Consider the following 20,104-nt stretch of genomic DNA (forward strand, 5'->3'; position numbering starts at 1 on the left):
AGGAGATCGTCCATGAAGAACCTCGAGTTCACGCTGGCGGCCGGCCCGGTCGCCGTCACCGCGCAGACCCTCGCCGGCCTGGCCAAGCCCATCCAGTACCACTACGACGAGGACTTCAAGGCGACCTTCCGCCGCGTGCAGGACAAGACCGCCCAGATCCTCCAGACCCGCAACGACGTGCTCATCATGCAGGGCGAGGCGATCCTTGCCCTCGAGGGCGCCCTGCGCTCGCTCGTGACCCCGGGTATGAAGGTCCTCAACCTCGTCCAGGGCATCTTCGGCAAAGGTACCGGCTACTGGCTCCGGGACTTCGGTGCCGACGTGCACGAGCTCGAGGTCGGTTACGACGACGCCATCACCCCGGAGACGGTCGAGGAGTATCTCGACGCCCACCCCGGCATCGAGATGGTATGCCTCGTCGCCTCGGAGACCCCCTCCGGGACCGTGACCGACGTGTCGCGGATCGGGCCGATGTGCCGCGATCGTGGCATCCTCACCTACATCGACACGGTGTCCGGCGTGCTCGGCATGGAGCACCGCACCGACGACTGGGGTCTTGACCTCTGCGTGACCGGACCCCAGAAATGCCTCGGCGGGGCGCCAGGCCTGGCCCTCGTCTCCGTGAGTCAGCGGGCGTGGGAGAAGATCTATGCGAACCCCGCGGCGCCGCGCGACTCTTACCTGTCTCTCCTCGACTGGAAGGAGAAGTGGCTTGGCGAGGGACGCTTCCCTTACACGCCGTCCGTGAGCGAGGTCAACGGCCTTGAGGCGGCACTCGACCAGGCCCTCGCCGAGGGCATCGACCGGGTCGTCCAGCGACACGTCGACGCGCGCGAGCTCACGAAGGCCGGCGCGCGTGCGATGGGGCTGCAGTTTTGGGCGAAGCGGGAGGACAGCATGTCCGCGTGCGTCACCTCGATCCGTCTGCCCGATGACATCGACAACGCCACGGTGCGCGACCACGCCCGGTCGAAGTACGGCGTCATGTTCTCCCACGGCCAGGGCGCCGGTAATCTGATCCGCCTGTCCCACATGGGACCGACCGCGGGCGGGTTCCACTCGATCGTCGGCCTCGGCGCCCTCGGCCGAACCCTGCTGGACCTCGGCATGGAGCTCGATGTGGGGGCAGGCATCGACACTGCCCTCGAGGTGCTGAGCGAGCAGAGGGCGTGACCGGCCTCCTGGGGAGATGCTGGTTTAGGCTCGACAACGTCTATGAACACCATGAATGCACCTGAGGGGGAGGACGCGGCCCCCACGCTCCCCCAACGGACCAAGGGTGTCGACAGCGCTCGCCGCGTGCTGCAGATCCTGCTCCAGTTCTCGGAGAACCGTCCCGAGCTCACCATCGACAACGTGCTCGAGAGCTTCGACATCTCGGTTCCGAGCGCCTACCGCTATCTCTCGCTGCTGCGCGAGATGAACCTCATCGAGGAACGCAGCAAGGGTGCCTTCGTGCTCAGCCCGCGCGTGCTCCAGCTCGCCCGTTCCGCCGAGGCCTCGCTCGACTACCGTACGGCCGCCCAGCCGATCCTCGATCGCATGCGGGAGGAGACCGGCGAGACCGCGCTCTACCTCCGGCGCGTCAACGATGCGGCGGTGTGTCTTGCGATCGCGGAGAGTGACCACCAGATCTCCATCTCGTTCCAGCCGGGCAACCTCATGCCGCTGCACCAGGGCGCAGCCCCCAAGGTGCTGCTCTCCGAGTACAGCGACGGCAAGCGCGAGCAGTACCTGGACCTGTTGCGTCCGCCGATGTCGAATTCGGCCCGCTCGAAACTCGAGGCGGCCCTCGAGGAGATCCGGGACAGCGGCTACGCCGAGTCGAACGCGGAGGTGGACGCGGGGGTGTGGGCCGCGGCCGCGGCCGTGCGCTCCTACGGCGCCCTCGTCGGTGCCGTCACCGTCGTCGCGCCGGCGTACCGGCTGAGCGACGACGACCGCCGCCGGATCGGCGAGGTCGTCAGAGCGGGGGCCGCCGACTTCGAGGCGCTCATTGCCGACTAGGACATCCCGCCGGAGCGGATGAGCAGGCCGACTGCCAGCCGGGCGCCCAGCGCCCGTTCTCATGCTCCAGCGGAGCCCTACTCGCGCACGGACCGCAGGGTGGCGATCTGGTAGAGCGCCACCGACGCGGCGATTCCCGCGTTCAAGGACTCGGTCGCCGCCGAGATGGGGATCGAGACGATCTGATCGCAGGTCTCCGTGACCAGCCGCGAGAGTCCCTTGCCCTCCGACCCGACCACGACCACCACCGGCCGGTCAGCGAGCTCGAGCGCCGGCAGGGACACGTCGCCGCCGCCGTCGAGACCGAGCACGAACACCCCCTGCTTCTTGAACTCCTTCAGCGTGTTCGTCAGGTTCGGGGCGATGGCGACGGGGATGCGCGCGGCCGCACCCGCACTCGTCTTCCATGCCGCCGAGGTCACACCGGCCGACCGGCGCTGCGGGACGATGACGCCCTGCCCCCCGAACGCGGCGGTCGAGCGGATGATCGCGCCGAGGTTGCGCGGATCGGTCACGCCGTCCAGCGCCACGAACAGCGGCACCTCACCGCTGTCGATGACGTTCTCCAGGAGATCCTGCGGATGCGCGTACTCGTAGGGCGGCACCTTGAGCGCGACGCCCTGGTGCACGCCGTCGAAGCCGGCCATACGGTCGAGCTCGGGACGGGTCACCTCGAGCACGGGGATCTCCCGGTTGGTGGCCAGCGCCAGCATCTCCTTGACGCGGTCATCCATCTCCACGCGCTGGGCGATGTAGAACGCAGTGGCGGGGATGCGCGCACGCAGCGCTTCGAGCACCGAATTGCGCCCGGTTACCGTCTCGGTGTCGTCGCTCTGCTTCGACCGTCCGCCGCGCGCGGAGTTCGGTCCGGTCGTGCGCGGAGCGGGCTTGCCCTTGCCTCCGGCCGCGGTGAACCGTTCCTGGGCGGCCTTGCGCTTACCGGCGACGTGCCAGCTGCGGTCCTCCGCCTTCGGGGTCGGGCCCCTGCCCTCGAGCGACTTGCGCCCGAGGCCGCCGGTGCCTTTGACAGCACCCTTCTTGCCGGACTTTCGTGCGCCGGGGCGCCCTTGCTTAACCATGAATACTCCAATGGGTTCCGTCGGCGGTGTCTTCGAGCACGACACCGGCCGCTGCGATTGCGTCGCGGATGCGGTCGGCACCCGCCCAATCCTTGGCCGCACGCGCCTGGGCGCGCTGGGCGATGAGGGTGGACAGCAGCGCGTCCAGCGCCGCCGCCTCAGGGGCAGCCCCCGTCTCGCCCCAGAAGGGGTCGAGCGGGTCGATTCCGAGCACGCCGGTCATGACCGCTACGTCGGAGAATGCGCGCAGCACCGCGTCACGATCCCCGGCCTCGAGCGCGAGGTTCCCGTCGCGGACCGTCTCGTGCACGACGGCGAGCGCCTGCGGCACGCCGAGGTCGTCGTCCATCGCCGCAGCGAAGCGGTCAGGAAGGACGGCGGTGATCGTACGGTCGTTCTCCTCGTCCCGCAGCATCCGCAGTGCCCGCTCCTGGAACGACCGGATCCGGCCGAGCGCCGCCTCGGCTTCGGCGAAGGCGCGGTCGGACAGGTCGAGGCTGGATCGGTAGTGCGCCGAGGCCAGTGCGTACCGGACGACCAGCGGGTCGACGTCGCGCAGCACGTCTTCGGCGAGGAGGAAGTTGCCGAGCGACTTCGACATCTTCTGTCCGTCAACGGTGACGAGGCCGTTGTGCACCCAGTAGCGGGCGAACGGGTCTCCGGCCGCCGTGGACTGGGCGAGTTCGTTCTCGTGGTGCGGGAAGCGCAGGTCGAGGCCGCCGCCGTGGATGTCGAACTCCGGGCCGAGGTAGCGGCGCGACATGGCGGAGCATTCGATGTGCCAGCCGGGGCGCCCGCGACCCCACGGCGAATCCCACGCGGCACTGTCGGGCTCGTCCGATTTGGCACCCTTCCACAGCGCGAAGTCGTGCGGGTCGCGCTTGCCACGCGGGTCCGCGTCGCCGGCCGGCTCCATGGCGTCGATCGACTGGCGGGTGAGTGCCCCGTACGACGGCCAGGAGCGCACGTCGAAGTACACGTCTCCCGCGGCAGCCGAATCGGCCGCGGCGGGGTAGGCGTGGCCGGCGTCGATGAGGCGCGCGATGATCTCCTGCATCTGCGGGATGGATGCGGTCGCCCGAGGTTCGTACGTGGGGGGCAGGATGCCGACCGCGGCGTACGCGCGGGAGAACTCCAGCTCCATCCGATACGCCAGCGCCCACCACGGCTCGGCGTCGGTGGCGTTCGCGAGGACCTTGTCGTCGATGTCGGTGACGTTGCGGACGAACGTCACCCGACCGAAGCGGTGGGTGAGCCACCGGCGGAGGATGTCGAAGCTCAGCGCCGCCCGCACGTGGCCGATGTGCGGGCCGGACTGCACCGTCGGGCCGCACACGTACACGGTCACGTTTCCGGGGTCGCGCGGGACGAAGTCGCGCAACGCCTGCGCCTTCGTGTCGTGGATCCGGACGGTCATCCTCCCAGACTACCGGCGGCGCCGGCGCGGTCCGCGGGTGCGACGGCGATGACACCCACCCGGAACGCGTGCGGAGGCAGTAGAAAGGAGTTCGTGCTCGCCGTCCTCGCCGTCGTCGCGGCCGCGGTGCTGTTCGGCACGACCGGCACCTCTCAGGCCCTGGGGCCGGACGGCACGACGCCGCTCGCGGTGGGCACGATGCGGTTGCTCATCGGCGGCACGGCACTCGCGCTGGTCGGGCTGAGTCTCGGCACGCGCGCGCGACGCCGGACCGCCGACCCGCCGCGGTACACCCGGCGCGCGGTCGGCCTGATGGCACTGACGGGGCTGAGTCTCGCCGCTTACCAACCGCTGTTCTTCCTCGGCACCGAGCGCAATGGTGTCGCAGTGGGAACGGTCGTCGCCCTGGGGTCGGCGCCCGTGATCGCCGGTCTCCTCGAATGGGCGCTGACCCGGCGGCTCCCGACCGTCACGTGGATCGGCGCGACGGTGCTCGCCCTCGGCGGGGTGGCGCTGCTCGTCTTCGGCGGCGACGCCGGTTCATCGGGCGCCGATCCTCTCGGTTTCGCGGGGTCGGTGGGCGCCGGCGCGGCCTTCGCGGTCTTCGCGAACGCGCAGCGGAGGCTGATGCAAGGCGGATGGGATCCCTTCACCGTCGCCGGTGCGATGGGGGCCGGTTCCGCCGTCGTCGCCGCGGTGGCGGCACCGTTCGTCGATCTGCGTTGGGTGACGACGCCGGATGGCCTCACGATGTCGCTCTGGCTGGGCCTTGCGACCATCGCCCTGGCCTACACCCTTTTCACCTGGGGCCTGCAACGCCTGACGGCAGCCGCGGCATCCACCCTGACGCTCGCCGAGCCGCTCACCGCTGCGGTGCTCGGCATCGCGGTGCTCGGCGAGCGGTTGTCGGGGGCGGCGATCGCGGGGCTTGCCGTCCTCGCGGCCGGCCTCGTCCTGCTTGCGTGGGGCTCGCGCCCGGCCCGCGACCCGGCACCTTTCGCGGCGGAGGCATGAGGATGCTGCGGATCACCGTCGACGACCTGACCGGGGAGCAGACCCGCGCGCTGGTGGCCGCGCACCTGGCCGGCATGCGCGCGCTTTCGCCTCCGGAGAGCGTGCATGCGCTCGATATCGACGGCCTGCGAAGCCCCGACATCACGTTCTTCTCGGCGAAGGTCGACGGCCGCGTGGCGGGCATCGCAGCGCTCGCCCGCCTGGACGACGCGTGCGGCGAGATCAAGTCGATGCGCGTGGATGCGGCGTTCCTCGGGCAGGGCATCGGCCGGGCGCTCCTCCGACACCTCGTGACCGTGGCGCGCGAGCGCGGCTTCACGAGCCTGTGGCTGGAGACCGGCAGCGCCGAGGGGTTCCTGCCCGCACGCCGGCTGTACGCGAGCGAAGGCTTCGCCGAGTGCGGCCCGTTCGACTCCTACGCGCCCGATCCCCTTTCGACCTTCATGACCCGCGCGCTCTGAACCCGGCCCGCCCGCACCGGCCCACGCTCGAGAAACCACATTCGGGCCGAGACACACCGCGTCGCACCCTGTTTCGGCCGAGAAGTCGTTTCTCGGCGGTGGGGCGACTCAGGGGGACTCAGGCGGGGAAGAGCAGCGCGGTCGCGAAAGCCGCGACTCCCTCGCCGCGACCCGCGAAGCCGAGGCCATCCGTCGTCGTGGCGCTCACCGAGACGGGCACCCCGCCGAGGGCTTTGGACAGGGCCGCCTCCGCCTCGGCGCGGCGCGACGCGAAACGAGGACGCGTCGACTGGAACTGCACCGAGACGTTGCCGACGCGCCATCCCGCCTCGCCCACGATCGCCACGGTGCGCGCGAGGAACGCCTCGGCGTGAGCTCCGGCGAACTCCGGGCGATCGGTGCCGAAGTGCGCGCCGATGTCGCCCTGCCCCGCGGCCGACAGAATCGCGTCGACGATCGCATGAGCGACGACGTCGCCGTCGGAGTGGCCGGACAACCCGGGCTCCCCGGGCCATTCCAGCCCCGCGAGCCACAACGCCCCGGCGCCGCCGAACGCGTGCACGTCGGTGCCGACACCCACCCGCGGCATCGACTGCAGGCGTTCCAGCGCCACGTGGGTGAGGTGGGACGGCGCGACCAGGCCGCGGGCGCGTTCCAGGTCTTCCGGCGTCGTGATCTTGAACGCACGCGGGTCGCCGGCCACCACCGCGACGGGATGGCCGGCTGCCGCGACGAGCGCCGCGTCGTCGGTGAAGTCCTTCGCGGCCACCGCGTACGCGGCATCCAGCACGACCCGCGAGAATCCCTGCGGAGTCTGGGCCGCGGCCAGCTCCGACCGGTCGACGACGGAGACCACCTCGACGCCCCGAACGCGCTTGAGCGTGTCGACGACGGGGATGACAGGCACGACGGCAGGAAGCCCGTCGGCCAGGGCGTCCAGCACACGGACGAACACATCGGGCGGCGTGAGTGCGCGGGCGGCGTCGTGCACGAGCACGAAGTCGACATCGGCCCACACCGCTGCCAGGCCGGCAGCGACGGACTCCTGGCGCGTACCGCCGCCGATCACGACGGAGGCGAGGTCTCGGGCGTCACCGGATGCGGCGAGCACCTCGGTCAGCGCATCGCCTTCGCGCCCCGCGGGAGCGACGACGATGACCTGTGCCGAGGGTGCCGCGAAGACGTTGTCCAAGGCATGGCGCAGCACCGTGTGTTCATCGATGCCGACGAGTGCCTTCGGAGTTCCAGCGCCCAGGCGGGTGCCGGACCCGGCAGCGACGACGACGATAGCGACACGGGGAACGGGCGTGATGCTCACGCTCCCACGCTACTGCGGCAGCGTCAGGAAGCGAGGACCTCGTCGAGGACGACGCCGGCGCGCTCCTCGTCGGTCTTCTCCGCCAGCGCGAGCTCGGACACGAGGATCTGCCGCGCCTTGGCGAGCATGCGCTTCTCGCCCGCGGACAGGCCGCGGTCCTGGTCACGACGCCACAGGTCGCGGACGACCTCGCTGACCTTGATGACATCGCCGGAAGCGAGCTTCTCGAGGTTGGCCTTGTAGCGGCGCGACCAGTTCGTGGGCTCTTCCGTAAAGGGAGCACGCAGCACCTCGAAGACCTTGTCCAGGCCTTCCTTGCCGATCACGTCGCGGACGCCGACCAGGTCTACGTTATCCGCGGGTACCTCGATGACGAGGTCTCCCTGGGTGACGTTGAGCTTCAGGTACTTCTTCGTCTCGCCCTTGATGATGCGATCCTTGACCTCGATGATCGTGGCCGCTCCATGATGGGGGTACACGACGGTCTCGCCAACCTCAAAAAGCATGCAGTTATGTCCTTTCGGCAACGTCTAGGATACCACAGCCTCACTTGCGATAAGGTTCTCCGCCCCCGGTCGCGCCGTCCCCGCGGGGGGCGTGGAACCGCGCAGCGGACCCCGTAGAATGCTGGGGAAGCTCGTCTGCTCCACCGGGAGGAACTGTGAACTCGCGCCTTATCGCGTCTGCCGCCTTGGGCGCCGCCATTCTTCTGGGAACGACGGGTTGCAACCTCGTCGCCACGCAGGCGACCACTCTGCAGTATTCGCCGGCTGACGGCGTCAACATCCCCGACTCCGGGCCCCTGAAGGTTCGCAACGTCCTCATCGTCAGCGAGGGCGAGGGCGAAGAGGGCAACATGATCGCGGCCATCGTCAACGATACGGACGAGGCGCAGACGCTGAACATCGAGCTCGGCGAGGGCGCGTCCGCACAGAAGGCGACGGTGCGCGTTCCGGCCAAGTCGTCCCTGAGCCTCGGCAACCCCGCCGACGACACGGAGCCGTTGCCCCTCGATGCGGTCGACGGCCCTCCGGGCTCCACGGTTCCGGTGTACTTCCAGTCCGGTGACGCCGAAGGTGTCCTGTTCCAGGTGCCCGTGCTGGACGGCGAGCTGGACTACTACAACGAGCTGCTCCCCTGACCTGACCGGCGTAGCGCCGCGAGGCCTCAGGCCTCGAAGCGGTAGCCGAGCCCTCGCACCGTGACCAGCATGCTCGGATCACTCGGGCGGGTCTCGATCCGTGAGCGGATGCGTTTGATGTGCACGTCAAGCGTCTTGGTGTCGCCGAAGTAATCCGTGCCCCACACCCGGTCGATGAGCTGCCCACGCGTCAGCACGCGGCCGGCGTTGCGCATGAGCACTTCGAGCAGCTCGAATTCCTTCAGCGGCATGCTGATCTCGCTGCCGTCCACCGCCACCGTGTGCCGGTCGAGGTCCAGGGTCACCCGCCCTCCCTGGAGGATGCGGTCATCCAGGTCTGCCGACTCCGCCTGGGCGTATCGGCGCAGGACCGCCCGCATCCGTGCCAGCAGCTCGCGCGAGGAGTACGGCTTCGTGACGTAATCATCGGCCCCGAGCTCGAGCCCGACCACGATGTCCACCTCCGAGTCCTTGGCGGTGAGCATGATGATCGGCACGCTGGAACTCGCCCGCAGCCGGCGGCACACCTCGGTGCCCGGCATCCCCGGAAGCATCAGGTCGAGAAGGACGATGTCGGCGCCCCGCTCACGGAAAGCGGCGAGCGCGACCGCGCCGTCACCGGCGATCTCGACCTCGTACCCTTCCCGGCGCAGAAGATAGGCCAGCGGGTCGGCGAGGTCGGGCTCGTCCTCGACGATCAGGACTCGGGTCATGTCGGCTCCCCTTTCACGGGTGTAGAACGCGGCGCAGCGGCCGCGCTCTTGCGGCTCTTGCGGCGGGACTTCGGTCGTGCGGGCTCGTGCTCGGGCGGAGCCGAGACGGGGAGCCGGATGGTGAACGTCGATCCGCGGCCAGGCCGAGACCACAGGCGCACTTCGCCGCCATGCCGCTGCACGGCATGCTTGACGATCGCCAGTCCCAGTCCCGATCCTCCGGTGCTGCGCGAGCGGGCCTGGTCGGCGCGATAGAAACGTTCGAACACCCGCTGCTGCTCGGCCTCGGGGATGCCGATGCCTCGGTCGGTCACGGCGATCTCGACGATCCCCTCGACATCTTTCACGCCGACCCCGACGCTCGAGCCGGCGGGCGAGTACGCCACCGCGTTGGCGATCAGGTTGCCGACCGCTTCGGTGAGCACCTGCGCGTCACCGCGCACGTACAACCCGCGGGTTCCGCCACGCACCAGGGTGACCGACGCCGAATCGGCCTGCATGGCGTGCGCCTCGACCGCCGAAGTGACCACCTCGTCCACCGACACATCCCGCATCTCTTTCAGCTCGTCCGTGGCCTGGAGGCGCGACAAGCTCATGATGCGGGAGGTGAGCGCGCCCAGCCGAGCCGCCTCCGCGGTCAACCGGGCGGCGAAGATCCGCACCTGGGCCGGGTCATCCGCCGCCGACTCGACGGCCTCCGCGAGAAGGCTCACCGCACCGACGGGTGTCTTCAGTTCGTGGCTGGTGTTCGCCACGAAGTCGCGGCGCATCTCTTCGACCCGTTCCCGCTCGGTGATGTCGCGAAGAACGACGAGGGTCAACCGGGGAGAGATGCTCGTGGCCCGCACCGCGACCAGACGCGGCTCGGCAGGGGCGGCGCCACGGCGGAGGCGGAGGGTCTCCACGACGGGAGCCCCGGTCTCGCGCGCCGCGCGGGCTACCCTCCGGAGGTCCTCACCCGGGATGACCGCGCCCGTGTGCATGCCGAACACCTCGGCGGGGGTGGACGCAGCCAGCACCGTGGAGGATGTGTCCGACACGAAGGCGGGGTCATCCATGGCGCTCAGCACCTCCGCGACGCCTTCCGGCACCTCCGAGGATGTCTGCTCCCGCTGGCGATCACGGATGCGGAGTGCATAGGCGATGAGGAGGACGACGGAGCCGCCGACGACCACTCCGACGAGGAGGGCCAGCAGCACCAGCTGCGTTCGATCCATGCGTCCCAGAGTACGTGCGCACGTCGGCTCTCCCACCCTGTCGTCCGCAGCGGGCCGCGGGCCGGGGGATACTATTCACTCGCACGGCACCGTCCGTTCACCTTCGCTCACGACAATCGCGAAGGTCGTGGCATGGGTGTGCCGTGCCTCGAATCAGGAAGGTTGCTGCGATGCGCGAAGTTTTCCATCAGTCGCTCCAGGACGTGCAGAACCGTCTCGTCGAGATCGCCGAGCTGGTCACGGTCGCGATCGACGGGGCCACCCGCGCGTTCTCGACGAGCGATGTGGCCCTGGCCGAGGAGGTCATCGAGAACGATCGCGTCATCGACGAAAAGGCGGTCGCGCTCGACGAATTGGCGATCGAGATCCTCGCCCGCCAGCAGCCCGTCGCCCGTGACCTGCGGATCGTCGTCACGGCCCTGCGCGTCAGCGCATCGCTCGAACGGATGGGTGACATGGCCGAGCACATCGCTCAGCTCGCGCGCTCCCGCTTCCCCGAGCGGGCGATCCCCAAGGGCCTGAAGAGCACCTTCAAGCGGATGGGGGAGCTCGACGTGTCGGTGGCTCGCAAGCTCACCGAGCTCCTGCGCACCGAAGACCTGCGCCTGGCGGAGGAGATCCGGAACGACGACGACTCGATCGACGAGCTGCACGTCAGCGTGTTCGAGAAGGTCCTCGGCGACAACTGGAAGGGCGAGGCCATGGCCACCGTCGACGCGACGCTGGCCAGCCGTTACCACGAGCGTTTCGCCGACCACGCCGAGTCGGTCGCGAAGAAGGTCGTCTACCTCGCCACGGGCGACTGGACCGCCGACCACCACCTCTCGGTGGAGGCGGCGATCGCCGAGTAGGTCGTCAGCCCTTCTTACCCTGCGCTGCCACGGCGGCGGCACCGGCGGCCGCAGCATCCGGGTCGAGGTACTCCCCCGGACCCTGCGGGGTGAGGTCTTCGTTGAGGCGGTATACGAGCGGGATGCCCGTGGGGATGTTCAGCTCAGCGATCGCCTCGTCGCTGATGCCCTCGAGGTGCTTCACCAGGCCGCGCAGGGAGTTGCCGTGCGCCGTGACGAGCACGGTCTTGCCGGCGCGGAGGTCGGGGACGATCTCCCCCTCCCAGTACGGGAGCAGCCGATCGATCACGAGCTTCAACGATTCGGTGTCCGGAATCTCACCGTCGATCCCGACGTAGCGCGGGTCGCCGACCTGGCTGAACTCGTCGTCGGCGGGCAGGGGCGGCGGTGGCACGTCGAACGAGCGACGCCACAGCTGGAACTGTTCCGGCCCGAATTCCTCGAGGGTCTGCGCCTTGTCCTTGCCCTGCAGAGCGCCGTAGTGGCGCTCGTTCAGCCGCCACGAGCGCTTGACGGGAATCCACAGGCGATCCGCCGCGTCCAGCGCGAGGTCGGCCGTCTGGATCGCCCGGCTGAGAACGGACGTGTGCAGCACATCCGGGGTCAGGCCCGACTCGGCGATGAGCTCGCCACCGCGGGTCGCCTCGGCCTTGCCCTTCGCCGTCAGCCGCACATCGACCCATCCCGTGAAGAGATTGAGTTCGTTCCACTCGCTCTGGCCGTGACGGAGGAGGATCAGCGTGTAGGGCGCGGTCATGGCGCCATCCTAATCGAGCGACGATCCCGATACGGGGCTCGTGCCCGGGTAGCGCTGGCATCATGGGCGCATGCGTGCGTCGGTGGTGGGTCAAGTCACGCGCGGCACGACCGGCACCAATCGGCTCCGACGCGTCGACCGCTGGATCGCCCGCCACCCCGCGCTGCGCCGGGCGGAGCATCCCCTCGTCGTCGACCTCGGTTTCGGCGCGAGCGCCGTGACCACGCTCGAACTCCACGCGCGACTGGCCCGCGTGCGACCGGATGTCGACGTCGTCGGGTTGGAGATCGATCCCGAGCGTGTCGAGCGGGCCCGCGAGCAGCTTCGGGGGGCTCCGGCGAAGACCCGGGAGCACGTTTCTTTCTCGCGCGGCGGATTCGAGGTGCCCCTTCCGGGCGGACGCCGACCGGTGATCCTGCGCGCCATGAACGTCCTCCGCCAATACGACGAGGCCGATGTCGCGCCGGCGTGGGGGCGGATGGCGGCACGCCTCTCGCCCGATGGCGTCCTGGTCGAGGGCACGTGTGACGAACTCGGGAGGATCGTCACGTGGGTGGAGGTCGGCCCGGATGCCGCGCCCCGGACGCTGACGATCTCCCTGCGCCTGACGGGCCTGGAATCTCCCGCCGTGGCCGCCGAACGCCTGCCGAAGGCGCTCATCCACCGCAACGTCGCCGGCGAGCGCATCCACGCCTTCCTCGCTGCCCTCGAGAGCGAGTGGCAGCGGGCAGCTGTCGTGGCGCCGTTCGGCCCCGTGCATCGGTGGCGCACCGCTCTCGACGCCCTGGTCCAGGCGGGATGGCCGCTGCTCGGACGGGCTCGGTGGCGCCTGGGCGAGGTGACCGTTCCGTGGGACGCCGTCGCACCCGCGTAACGCCGCCGTCGGGGTTCAGCTCGCGGCGGTGCGGCGCCCCAGGCGCGGGATGCGGGGAACGGATGCGGTCGCCCCGGCGTCCGCGGGAACCACGACCTGCTGCGCGGCGGCGACGGGACCCTGGGCGGTGTCGACCACGAGGTCGACGTCCATCGGCGCGGTGCGCTTGATCAGGGCGAGGGCGATCGGGCCGTCTTCGTAGTGCCACGCGGCGGAGGTGATCGCCCCGACGAAGGCATCACCGGCGCGCACAGCATCCCCGCGTTCGGGCAGCACGCTGTCGCTGCCGTCCAGCTGCAGCGCCACCACACGACGGGGCGGGTGGCCGAGATTGTGGACCTTCGCGACCGTCTCCTGCCCGCGGTAGCAGCCCTTGGACAGGTGGACCGCAGTGCGCAGCCAGTCCAGCTCGTGCGGTAGCACGCGCTCATCCGCGTCTGCCGCGAGACGAGGACGCCAGGCGTGGATGCGCAGGGCATCCGCAGCATCCAGCCCGGCGATGCTGCCGGGCGCGGATCCGGCCGCGGTGATCAGACGCGCCAGCTCGGCACGTTCGACGACGGCCTCCGCCCAATCACGATCGGCCCCGGGGTGATCGGTGAGGTCCGCGTACGCGTGGCCGCCGGGGGCGACGTTCGGCCAGGGGTCGCGCCAGACCACGGGAACGCCCGCGGGCGCCACGGCGGCGACGGCATCGAGCGCCCGGGCCGTGCCGCCCACCACCGCCAGGTCATCGGAACGGTCGGTCACCTCCACCCGGAGGCGGAACCGCATCCGCAGGAGCCAGGCGAGCAGCCCCTCACGATCCGCAGCATCCACCAGCAGCCACGTCGTCTCGCCGTCATCGAGGACCGCGGCCGCGTGTTCGACATGGCCCTGCGGGTCGAGGATCAGCAGTTCGGTCGATACGCCGGCGGGGAGATGCGTCAACGCTTGCGACGACAGCGAGTCGAGCCAACTCAGGCGATCGACGCCGGCGACGGCGAGGATGCGGCGATCCCCCAGCGGGGCGAGCGCCCGGCCATCGGCGAGGGCACGCTGCTCGGCGAGCGGATTGCCGACGTGGCGCAGGCCGCGCTCGTCGCTGACGGCGCCCGGAACGTTCGAGTAGTCGGTCATCAGTCCGCCCGTGCCAGACGGGCCGAGGCATGCGACGTCAGCTCGGAGCCGAGCGCCGCGATGTCCCACGCCCACAGAAGGTGGTTGTCGACGAGGCCGTACATGCGCGTGGCGGCGGTGTACGCCTTCGCGCCGGCGGTGCGCACGACCGCGTCGGTGGCGATGTCGATCCTCGGCCCTCGGACCTGCCCGAGGTAGAGCTCGCTGATGCCGTCCGCGTGGACGAGCGTCACTTCGATGTCGAAGCCGCCGGCATCGTTGCGGAGACTCTCGACGTCATCGACCGTGCGCGCCGGGCCCGCGATGAGAGCCGGCAGCAGGCCGGGGCCGGCGTCGGCGGACGTGGCCGGGCGGCTGAGACGCCAGTACCCCACCTCGGCGACGAGGGGCGACGGCTCGTCGCCACCGAGGAGCCACGCGTTGGCCGAGTAGTTCAGGTACGGCCCACCGTCGTGGCTGAAGCTCACGCGGTGGGAGAACTCGCCGGTGAAGTGATAATCGCCCGCCGTGTAGTCGATGACACCCGTGCCCTCCCACACGCCGACGAGCCACGACAGTGGCGCAAGGTCGGCGGGAAGGTCAGTCGGCAGCTCGAACACGACGCCGCCGTCAGCGCTGGCCGCGGTACAGGTTCTTGACGACGACGCCCGACACGAACACGATCGCAAGCGAGGCGAGGCCCAACAGCCCTACGAAGAACAGTTCGAGCGCGACGAGATCCATAGCGCTACTTTATCCCACCCCTCCCCCGCGCCGGGCGGTGCGGTCCCGTCCCCGTGCCGGGTTCCGGACGCGGCGCATCCCGACCCCGGACGCTGAGCGAGCGCAGCGAGACGAAGCGTCCCACGAGCCACACGGGGACGACCCTTCGTCTCGTCGCTACGCTCCTCGCTCAGGGCCCGGGGGCCGCACCCCCGGATGACCCCGGACGCTGAGCGAGCGCAGCGAGACGAAGCGCCCCACGAGCCACACCCGGGGGACCCTTCGTCTCGTCGCTACGCTCCTCGCTCAGGGCCCGGGGGGGCCGAGCCGCCGAGGAGCGGCGCACCCCGGAGGACCCCGGACGCTGAGCGAGCGCAGCGAGACGAAGCGCCCCACGCACAACACGGGACGACCCTTCGTCTCGTCGCTCCGCTCCTCGCTCAGGGCCCGGGAGAAAGCGAGCCGCCGAGGAGCGGGCATCCCGGCCCGGACGCTGAGCGAGCGCAGCGAGACGAAGCGTCCCACGCGCCACACCCGGGGGACCCTTCGTCTCGTCGCTCCGCTCCTCGCTCAGGGCCCGGGCGCCACACCCCCGGAGAAGCGGCGCATCCGGGCCCCGGACGCTGAGCGAGCGCAGCGAGACGAAGCGCCCCACGCACTACACACGGGACGACCCTTCGTCTCGTCGCTCCGCTCCTCGCTCAGGGCGCGGGAGGCCGAGGAGCGGGGTCGGGGTGCGGGCGGCTACCCGGGAACGACAGCGGCGAGACCGAAACCGGCGCTGATGACGGCAAGGACGAGGAGGGCGCCCAAGGCGCTCGCGGCGACGCGCACCACGAACTCCTGCGAACGGCCGTACGCCAACTGGACCGCGAACGACAGCACGATGCACGCCCCGAGGCTCACCGTCAGCCACGCCGCACGCCAGCCCTCGGGGACGAAGATCCCGATTCCAATGCCCGCGAGAGCAGCCACCAGCCATACCGCCAGCACACCCCAGACGGTGCGGCGCGGCGCGAGCTCCGGAACGGTCATACCGGCCATTCTCGCTCAGCTCGAGCCGCCGCGCACGCAGCGCGTGGGAGGAGCTCCGACTCACCCTAAGATATGGGGGTGATGCGGCCCGCCGCATCGGGGGGAGGTCGGTGTTGGCACAGCTTCTCGTTCTGAGTTCCGCGAACGGTGGAGGCGCCGTTCTGCCCGCGCTCGAACTGCTCAGTCACCGGGTACGCCAGATCCCCGCCGAACCCGCTCAGCTCGTCAACGCACCCAGCGCCGACGTCATTTTCGTCGACGCGCGCATCGACCTCGTCGGGGCGAAGTCGCTGTGCAAGATCCTCAACACGACCGGGCTCGACGCGCCGCTGCTCCTCGTCGTCACGGAGGGCGGCCTCACGGCCGTGTCCACCGACTGGGGGGTGGATGACGTCATCCTCGTCACCGCCGGACCGGCCGAGGTCGACGCCCGCGTGCGTCTCGCCATCGGCCGGATGTCGAAGGAGCAGGTGTCCACCCGCATCCAGACCTCCGGAATCACGATCGACGAGTCCTCATACTCCGCGAAGGTCCACGGCAAGCCGCTCGACCTCACCTACAAGGAGTTCCAGCTCCTCCACTTCTTCGCCACGCACCCCTCCCGGGTGTTCACGCGGGAACAGCTTCTCAGCGAGGTGTGGGGCTACGACTACTTCGGCGGTACGCGCACCGTCGACGTGCACGTCCGCCGCCTGCGCGCCAAGCTCGGCGACCTCGAGCAGCTCATCGGCACAGTCCGCAACGTCGGCTACCGCTTCAACGTCTACGAGGACGACCAGCTGCCGACGCCTTCACCCTCTGCATCCTGAGCTCGGGACACGAACGCGACGAGATCCATTGGCGCCGGATTTCTGTTCCCCTGCAATGATGAAGGGATGATCGAACGCGACGTGCTGGACGCCGGACTCGGCGACGCCGACGACGACGATTTCGATGAGGCAGTCGAAGCCGTCGACGCGCAGCTTCCCGAGAATCGCTACCTGGACCGCGAGCTGAGCTGGCTGGCCTTCAACCGCCGCGTGCTCGAGCTGGCGGAGGATGACCGGCTGCCGGCTCTGGAACGGGCGAACTTCCTCGCCATCTTCGCCAGCAACCTGGACGAGTTCTTCATGGTGCGCGTCGCCGGACTGAAGCGCCGCATCGTCACGGGCCTCGCCGTTCCCACCAACGTCGGTCGCGCGCCGCTGGACGTGCTCACCGATATCTCCGGCGAGGCGCACCGGCTCCAGCTGCGCCATGCGGCGGCGTGGACCGAACACGTCCGGCCCACCCTGGCCGAAGCGGGCATCGAGGTCGTCACGTGGGACGAATTGGACGACCACGAGCGGGAGCGGCTGTCGGAGTATTTCCAGGCCCAGGTATTCCCCGTACTCATGCCCCTGGCGGTCGACCCGGCACACCCGTTCCCGTACATCTCCGGGCTGTCGCTCAACCTCGCCATCCGCGTACGCAACGCCCGCTCGGGCCGCCAGGAGTTCGCGCGCCTGAAGGTACCGCCGATGCTTCCGCGGCTCGTGCAGATCCCGAGCGAGCGGGGCAAGGCGCGGTACCTGCCGCTGGAAGATCTCATCGCCAACCACCTCGGCGACCTGTTCCCGGGGATGGAGGTGCTAGACCACCACGCGTTCCGCCTCACCCGCAACGAGGACATGACGATCGAGGAGGACGAGACCGAGAACCTCATCCAAGCCCTCGAAGCCGAGCTCCTGCGCCGGCGTTTCGGGCCGCCAATCCGACTCGAGATCACCGACGACATGGATGAGGTCACCCTCGACCTGCTCTTGAGCGAGCTCGACATCACCGAGCAGGAGGTGTACCGCCTTCCCGGCCAACTCGACCTCCGCGGATTGTTCGACCTGTCACGTATCGACCGGCCCGACCTCCGGTATCCGCCGCACGTCCCCAAGACCGCTGTGCCCTTCCAGCCGCCGGAGCAGAACCGGCGCGCCGACCTCTTCGCGGCCATCCGACGGGCCGACGTGCTGGTGCACCACCCGTACGAGTCGTTCACCACGAGTGTGCAGGCGTTCCTCGAGCAGGCCGCCAAAGATCCGCACGTCCTCGCCATCAAGCAGACGCTGTACCGCACATCCGGGGACAGCCCCATCGTGCAGGCGCTCATCGACGCGGCCGAGTCGGGCAAGCAGGTGCTCGCGCTCGTGGAGGTGAAGGCCCGCTTCGACGAGGCGGCGAACATCGTGTGGGCGCGCAAGCTCGAGAAGGCCGGCGTGCACGTCGTGTACGGCCTCGTCGGACTCAAGACGCACTGCAAGCTCGCGCTCGTCATCCGTGAGGAAGACGGCGTCCTGCGGCACTACAGCCATGTCGGCACCGGAAACTACAACCCGAAGACCAGTCGCATCTACGAGGACTTCGGGCTGTTCACGGTCGACAACGAGGTTGGGCGCGACCTCACCCGGCTCTTCAACGAGCTCAGCGGCTACGCGATCGAGAAGAAGTTCAAGCGGCTCCTCGTCGCTCCGCTTCACCTGCGGAAGGGCCTCATCCGCCTCATCGACAAGGAGCGTCGCAACGCCCTTGCCGGAAAACCGGCCCGCGTCCGCATCAAGGTCAACTCGATGGTCGACGAACAGATCATCGACGCCCTGTATCGCGCGAGCCAGGCGGGTGTGCCGGTGGACGTGTGGGTCCGCGGCATCTGCTCCCTCAAGCCGGGAGTCCCCGGGCTCAGCGACAACATCACGGTGCGATCCATCCTCGGTCGCTATCTCGAGCACTCCCGCATCTTCACGTTCGAGAACGGCGGAGAACCACAGGTGTACATCGGCAGCGCCGACATGATGCACCGGAACCTCGACCGCCGCGTCGAAGCGCTCGTCCGCGTGACCGCGCCGGAGCAGGTCGTGGAACTCACCGACCTGTTCGAACTGGCGATGAGCTCCGGCACGAGTTCGTGGCATCTGGGCTCCGACGGCGAATGGACCCGTCGCAGCAGCGGCGAAGACGGCAAGCCGCTGGTGGATCTGCAGGAGAAGACCATGGCTTCGGTGCAGCGCCGGCGCCGAGCGCGGACGGTGCGATGACGGAGAGCGCCGTCCACGCCGCCGGCGGCGTGGTGTGGCGCCTGGTCGACGGGAAACCCGTCGTTCTCCTCATCCACCGCACCAAGTACCGCGACATCACGCTCCCCAAGGGCAAGGTGGACCCCGGCGAGATGCTTGCCGAGACCGCCGTGCGGGAAATCCGCGAGGAGACCGGAATCCGGGTGAGCCTCGGCGTTCCGATCGGCGTCTCCCGATACCGCCTGCCCAACTCGCGCGAGAAGATCGTGCATTACTGGGCGACCGAGGCGACGGATGCGGCGGTGCGGGAATCGTCGTTCGTCCCCAACCGCGAGATCGCCGCGCTCGAGTGGACCAGCGTCAAGAAGGCGCGAGAGCGACTGAGTTACCCGGTCGACATCGAGATCCTCGACGCGTATCAGGCACTCGTGGACCAGGGGGTGACCCGCACCTTTCCTCTCGTGATCCTCCGCCACGGCAAGGCCAAGGCGCGGAGCGAGTGGAAGGGTCCGGACGCCTCACGTCCGCTCACCGCTCGCGGCCGCCGACAAGCCGACGCCATCGTCGGCCCCCTGCAGGCGTTCGGGGCCCCCAAAATCATCTCCAGCCCCGCCGAACGGTGCATGAAGACCGTCGCCCCCCTGGCGGCGGCGGTGGGGCGGCGCATCGAGCAGAGTCCCCTGATCAGCCAGGACGCGTGGGAGGACGGCACCGCCGATGTGCGGATGGTCGTAGGTGAGCGGGTACGCGCGCGGCGCGCCGCCGTTCTGTGCAGTCACGGGCCGGTGCTCCCCGACATCCTCAGTGAGCTGGCGCTGGCCACCGGCACCCTGGCGGGGTCTTACCTCGGGAGCGCGTCGTCGTTGGAGACGGGCGGATTCTCCGTCGCCCACTTGTCCGTCGACCATCCGGGCTCGGGCATCGTGGCCATCGAAACCCACGAGCCGAAGGTCTGAGGTCGGCGCGCAGCTTCCGGGCGGACGAGAGCCGGCAGGCCGGCGCCACGGGCCGCGGGGACCGTCGCGACGACGGGTAACGAGTCGGTCATCGCGGCCCGCACACGTTGCTGCGTGAGGGCGGCCCGCGCCTGCTCGCGCGCCGTGTGCGCACGCAGCTCCTCGTGCGTCGCCCGTCGGAGGTCGGTGGCCGCCTTTTCCGCGGCCCTTCTGACCTGCTTCGGATGCTCCGCCACATCGTGAGGTGCCGCGGCCCACTGCGCGACCTCCGCGGCCCGACGACGCAGAGCCCGCGCCGGCTTGTCGCTGAGCCGCTTCGAGGCCTTGCGCGCCGCACGGGCGGCGTCCGCAGCATCCGCAAGCGCCTCCAGCGCGCGGGTTTCCGCGGGTGATCGCTTCGCCATGGTCCCACTGTAGGAG

General features: G+C 69.7%; 21 protein-coding genes. 10 read left to right on the forward strand and 11 right to left on the reverse strand.

What is annotated here, in order from left to right:
- The first annotated feature begins 12 nt into the window (after window positions 1–12).
- The gene (locus AC4FS2_RS10065) at window positions 13–1,173 is read left to right on the forward strand and encodes a pyridoxal-phosphate-dependent aminotransferase family protein (protein WP_491151641.1); all 1,161 of its coding nucleotides are present in this window, start codon (window positions 13–15) and stop codon (window positions 1,171–1,173) included.
- A 51-nt stretch (window positions 1,174–1,224) separates the two neighbouring features.
- A complete protein-coding gene (locus AC4FS2_RS10070; RefSeq protein WP_491177103.1) occupies window positions 1,225–2,007 on the forward strand; it encodes an IclR family transcriptional regulator in 783 nt (260 codons plus the stop codon).
- A gap of 77 nt (window positions 2,008–2,084) precedes the next feature.
- Here AC4FS2_RS10070 and rlmB read toward each other — a convergent pair whose 3' ends face one another.
- Both rlmB and cysS read right to left on the reverse strand, forming a co-directional pair.
- Window positions 2,085–3,086, reverse strand: a complete 1,002-nt coding sequence (gene rlmB / locus AC4FS2_RS10075; protein ID WP_491151638.1) for a 23S rRNA (guanosine(2251)-2'-O)-methyltransferase RlmB — start codon at window positions 3,084–3,086, stop codon at window positions 2,085–2,087.
- Complete coding sequence (gene cysS / locus AC4FS2_RS10080) at window positions 3,079–4,503, reverse strand: cysteine--tRNA ligase (RefSeq protein WP_491151636.1); 1,425 nt, start codon at window positions 4,501–4,503, stop codon at window positions 3,079–3,081. Before cysS ends, rlmB begins: the two co-directional genes overlap by 8 nt.
- Before the next feature lie 93 nt (window positions 4,504–4,596).
- On the opposite strand from cysS, the gene AC4FS2_RS10085 reads away from it, so the two are divergent.
- Both AC4FS2_RS10085 and AC4FS2_RS10090 read left to right on the forward strand, forming a co-directional pair.
- The gene (locus tag AC4FS2_RS10085; RefSeq protein WP_491151634.1) at window positions 4,597–5,517 is read left to right on the forward strand and encodes a DMT family transporter; all 921 of its coding nucleotides are present in this window, start codon (window positions 4,597–4,599) and stop codon (window positions 5,515–5,517) included.
- A gap of 2 nt (window positions 5,518–5,519) precedes the next feature.
- Window positions 5,520–5,978 carry a GNAT family N-acetyltransferase gene (locus AC4FS2_RS10090; protein WP_491151633.1) on the forward strand — a complete coding sequence of 153 codons (459 nt, stop codon included), beginning with the start codon at window positions 5,520–5,522 and terminating at the stop codon, window positions 5,976–5,978.
- 118 nt (window positions 5,979–6,096) lie between these two features.
- Here AC4FS2_RS10090 and ispD read toward each other — a convergent pair whose 3' ends face one another.
- Entirely contained in the window at window positions 6,097–7,296 is a 1,200-nt protein-coding gene (gene ispD / locus AC4FS2_RS10095) for a 2-C-methyl-D-erythritol 4-phosphate cytidylyltransferase (RefSeq protein ID WP_491151631.1), read from the reverse strand.
- Between the two features lie 23 nt (window positions 7,297–7,319).
- Complete coding sequence (locus AC4FS2_RS10100) at window positions 7,320–7,802, reverse strand: CarD family transcriptional regulator (RefSeq protein WP_491151630.1); 483 nt, start codon at window positions 7,800–7,802, stop codon at window positions 7,320–7,322.
- Window positions 7,803–7,957: 155 nt separating this feature from the next.
- On the opposite strand from AC4FS2_RS10100, the gene AC4FS2_RS10105 reads away from it, so the two are divergent.
- Window positions 7,958–8,437 (forward strand): DNA modification methylase, encoded by a 480-nt coding sequence (locus AC4FS2_RS10105; RefSeq protein WP_491151628.1) that lies wholly within the window; start codon window positions 7,958–7,960, stop codon window positions 8,435–8,437.
- A gap of 26 nt (window positions 8,438–8,463) precedes the next feature.
- Here AC4FS2_RS10105 and AC4FS2_RS10110 read toward each other — a convergent pair whose 3' ends face one another.
- Both AC4FS2_RS10110 and AC4FS2_RS10115 read right to left on the reverse strand, forming a co-directional pair.
- Window positions 8,464–9,150 (reverse strand): response regulator, encoded by a 687-nt coding sequence (locus AC4FS2_RS10110; RefSeq protein WP_491151626.1) that lies wholly within the window; start codon window positions 9,148–9,150, stop codon window positions 8,464–8,466.
- A complete protein-coding gene (locus AC4FS2_RS10115) occupies window positions 9,147–10,367 on the reverse strand; it encodes a sensor histidine kinase (RefSeq protein ID WP_491151625.1) in 1,221 nt (406 codons plus the stop codon). Before AC4FS2_RS10115 ends, AC4FS2_RS10110 begins: the two co-directional genes overlap by 4 nt.
- Before the next feature lie 170 nt (window positions 10,368–10,537).
- Here AC4FS2_RS10115 and phoU point away from each other — a divergent pair, with 170 nt between their 5' ends.
- Window positions 10,538–11,218 (forward strand): phosphate signaling complex protein PhoU, encoded by a 681-nt coding sequence (gene phoU, locus AC4FS2_RS10120; RefSeq protein ID WP_491151623.1) that lies wholly within the window; start codon window positions 10,538–10,540, stop codon window positions 11,216–11,218.
- A 4-nt stretch (window positions 11,219–11,222) separates the two neighbouring features.
- On the opposite strand, the gene AC4FS2_RS10125 is transcribed toward phoU, so the two are convergent.
- The gene (locus AC4FS2_RS10125; protein WP_491151621.1) at window positions 11,223–11,975 is read right to left on the reverse strand and encodes a phosphoglyceromutase; all 753 of its coding nucleotides are present in this window, start codon (window positions 11,973–11,975) and stop codon (window positions 11,223–11,225) included.
- Window positions 11,976–12,045: 70 nt separating this feature from the next.
- Here AC4FS2_RS10125 and AC4FS2_RS10130 point away from each other — a divergent pair, with 70 nt between their 5' ends.
- Complete coding sequence (locus tag AC4FS2_RS10130) at window positions 12,046–12,849, forward strand: class I SAM-dependent methyltransferase (protein WP_491151620.1); 804 nt, start codon at window positions 12,046–12,048, stop codon at window positions 12,847–12,849.
- A 15-nt stretch (window positions 12,850–12,864) separates the two neighbouring features.
- Here the strand turns inward: AC4FS2_RS10130 and ygfZ are convergent, their stop codons facing one another.
- The 3 genes from ygfZ to AC4FS2_RS10145 all read right to left on the reverse strand — a co-directional run bounded on the left by ygfZ (window position 12,865) and on the right by AC4FS2_RS10145 (window position 15,705).
- The gene (gene ygfZ / locus AC4FS2_RS10135; protein WP_491177106.1) at window positions 12,865–13,968 is read right to left on the reverse strand and encodes a CAF17-like 4Fe-4S cluster assembly/insertion protein YgfZ; all 1,104 of its coding nucleotides are present in this window, start codon (window positions 13,966–13,968) and stop codon (window positions 12,865–12,867) included.
- The gene (locus AC4FS2_RS10140; RefSeq protein WP_491151616.1) at window positions 13,968–14,567 is read right to left on the reverse strand and encodes a heme-binding beta-barrel domain-containing protein; all 600 of its coding nucleotides are present in this window, start codon (window positions 14,565–14,567) and stop codon (window positions 13,968–13,970) included. Before AC4FS2_RS10140 ends, ygfZ begins: the two co-directional genes overlap by 1 nt.
- 847 nt (window positions 14,568–15,414) lie before the next feature.
- Window positions 15,415–15,705 (reverse strand): hypothetical protein, encoded by a 291-nt coding sequence (locus AC4FS2_RS10145; protein WP_491151614.1) that lies wholly within the window; start codon window positions 15,703–15,705, stop codon window positions 15,415–15,417.
- 113 nt (window positions 15,706–15,818) lie between these two features.
- On the opposite strand from AC4FS2_RS10145, the gene AC4FS2_RS10150 reads away from it, so the two are divergent.
- From AC4FS2_RS10150 to AC4FS2_RS10160, 3 genes are all read left to right on the forward strand, one after another.
- On the forward strand, window positions 15,819–16,514 hold the full coding sequence (locus AC4FS2_RS10150; protein ID WP_491151612.1) for a winged helix-turn-helix domain-containing protein: 696 nt from the start codon (window positions 15,819–15,821) through the stop codon (window positions 16,512–16,514).
- A 66-nt stretch (window positions 16,515–16,580) separates the two neighbouring features.
- A complete protein-coding gene (locus AC4FS2_RS10155) occupies window positions 16,581–18,749 on the forward strand; it encodes an RNA degradosome polyphosphate kinase (RefSeq protein WP_491151611.1) in 2,169 nt (722 codons plus the stop codon).
- Entirely contained in the window at window positions 18,746–19,684 is a 939-nt protein-coding gene (locus tag AC4FS2_RS10160) for an NUDIX hydrolase (protein WP_491151610.1), read from the forward strand. The genes AC4FS2_RS10155 and AC4FS2_RS10160 overlap by 4 nt, the downstream gene beginning before the upstream one ends.
- On the opposite strand, the gene AC4FS2_RS10165 is transcribed toward AC4FS2_RS10160, so the two are convergent.
- Window positions 19,570–20,088 (reverse strand): hypothetical protein, encoded by a 519-nt coding sequence (locus AC4FS2_RS10165; RefSeq protein WP_491177110.1) that lies wholly within the window; start codon window positions 20,086–20,088, stop codon window positions 19,570–19,572. The two genes, AC4FS2_RS10160 and AC4FS2_RS10165, sit on opposite strands and share 115 nt — an antisense overlap.
- Window positions 20,089–20,104 lie beyond the last annotated feature (16 nt).

This window comes from Microbacterium sp. Z10_103, assembly GCF_058310455.1.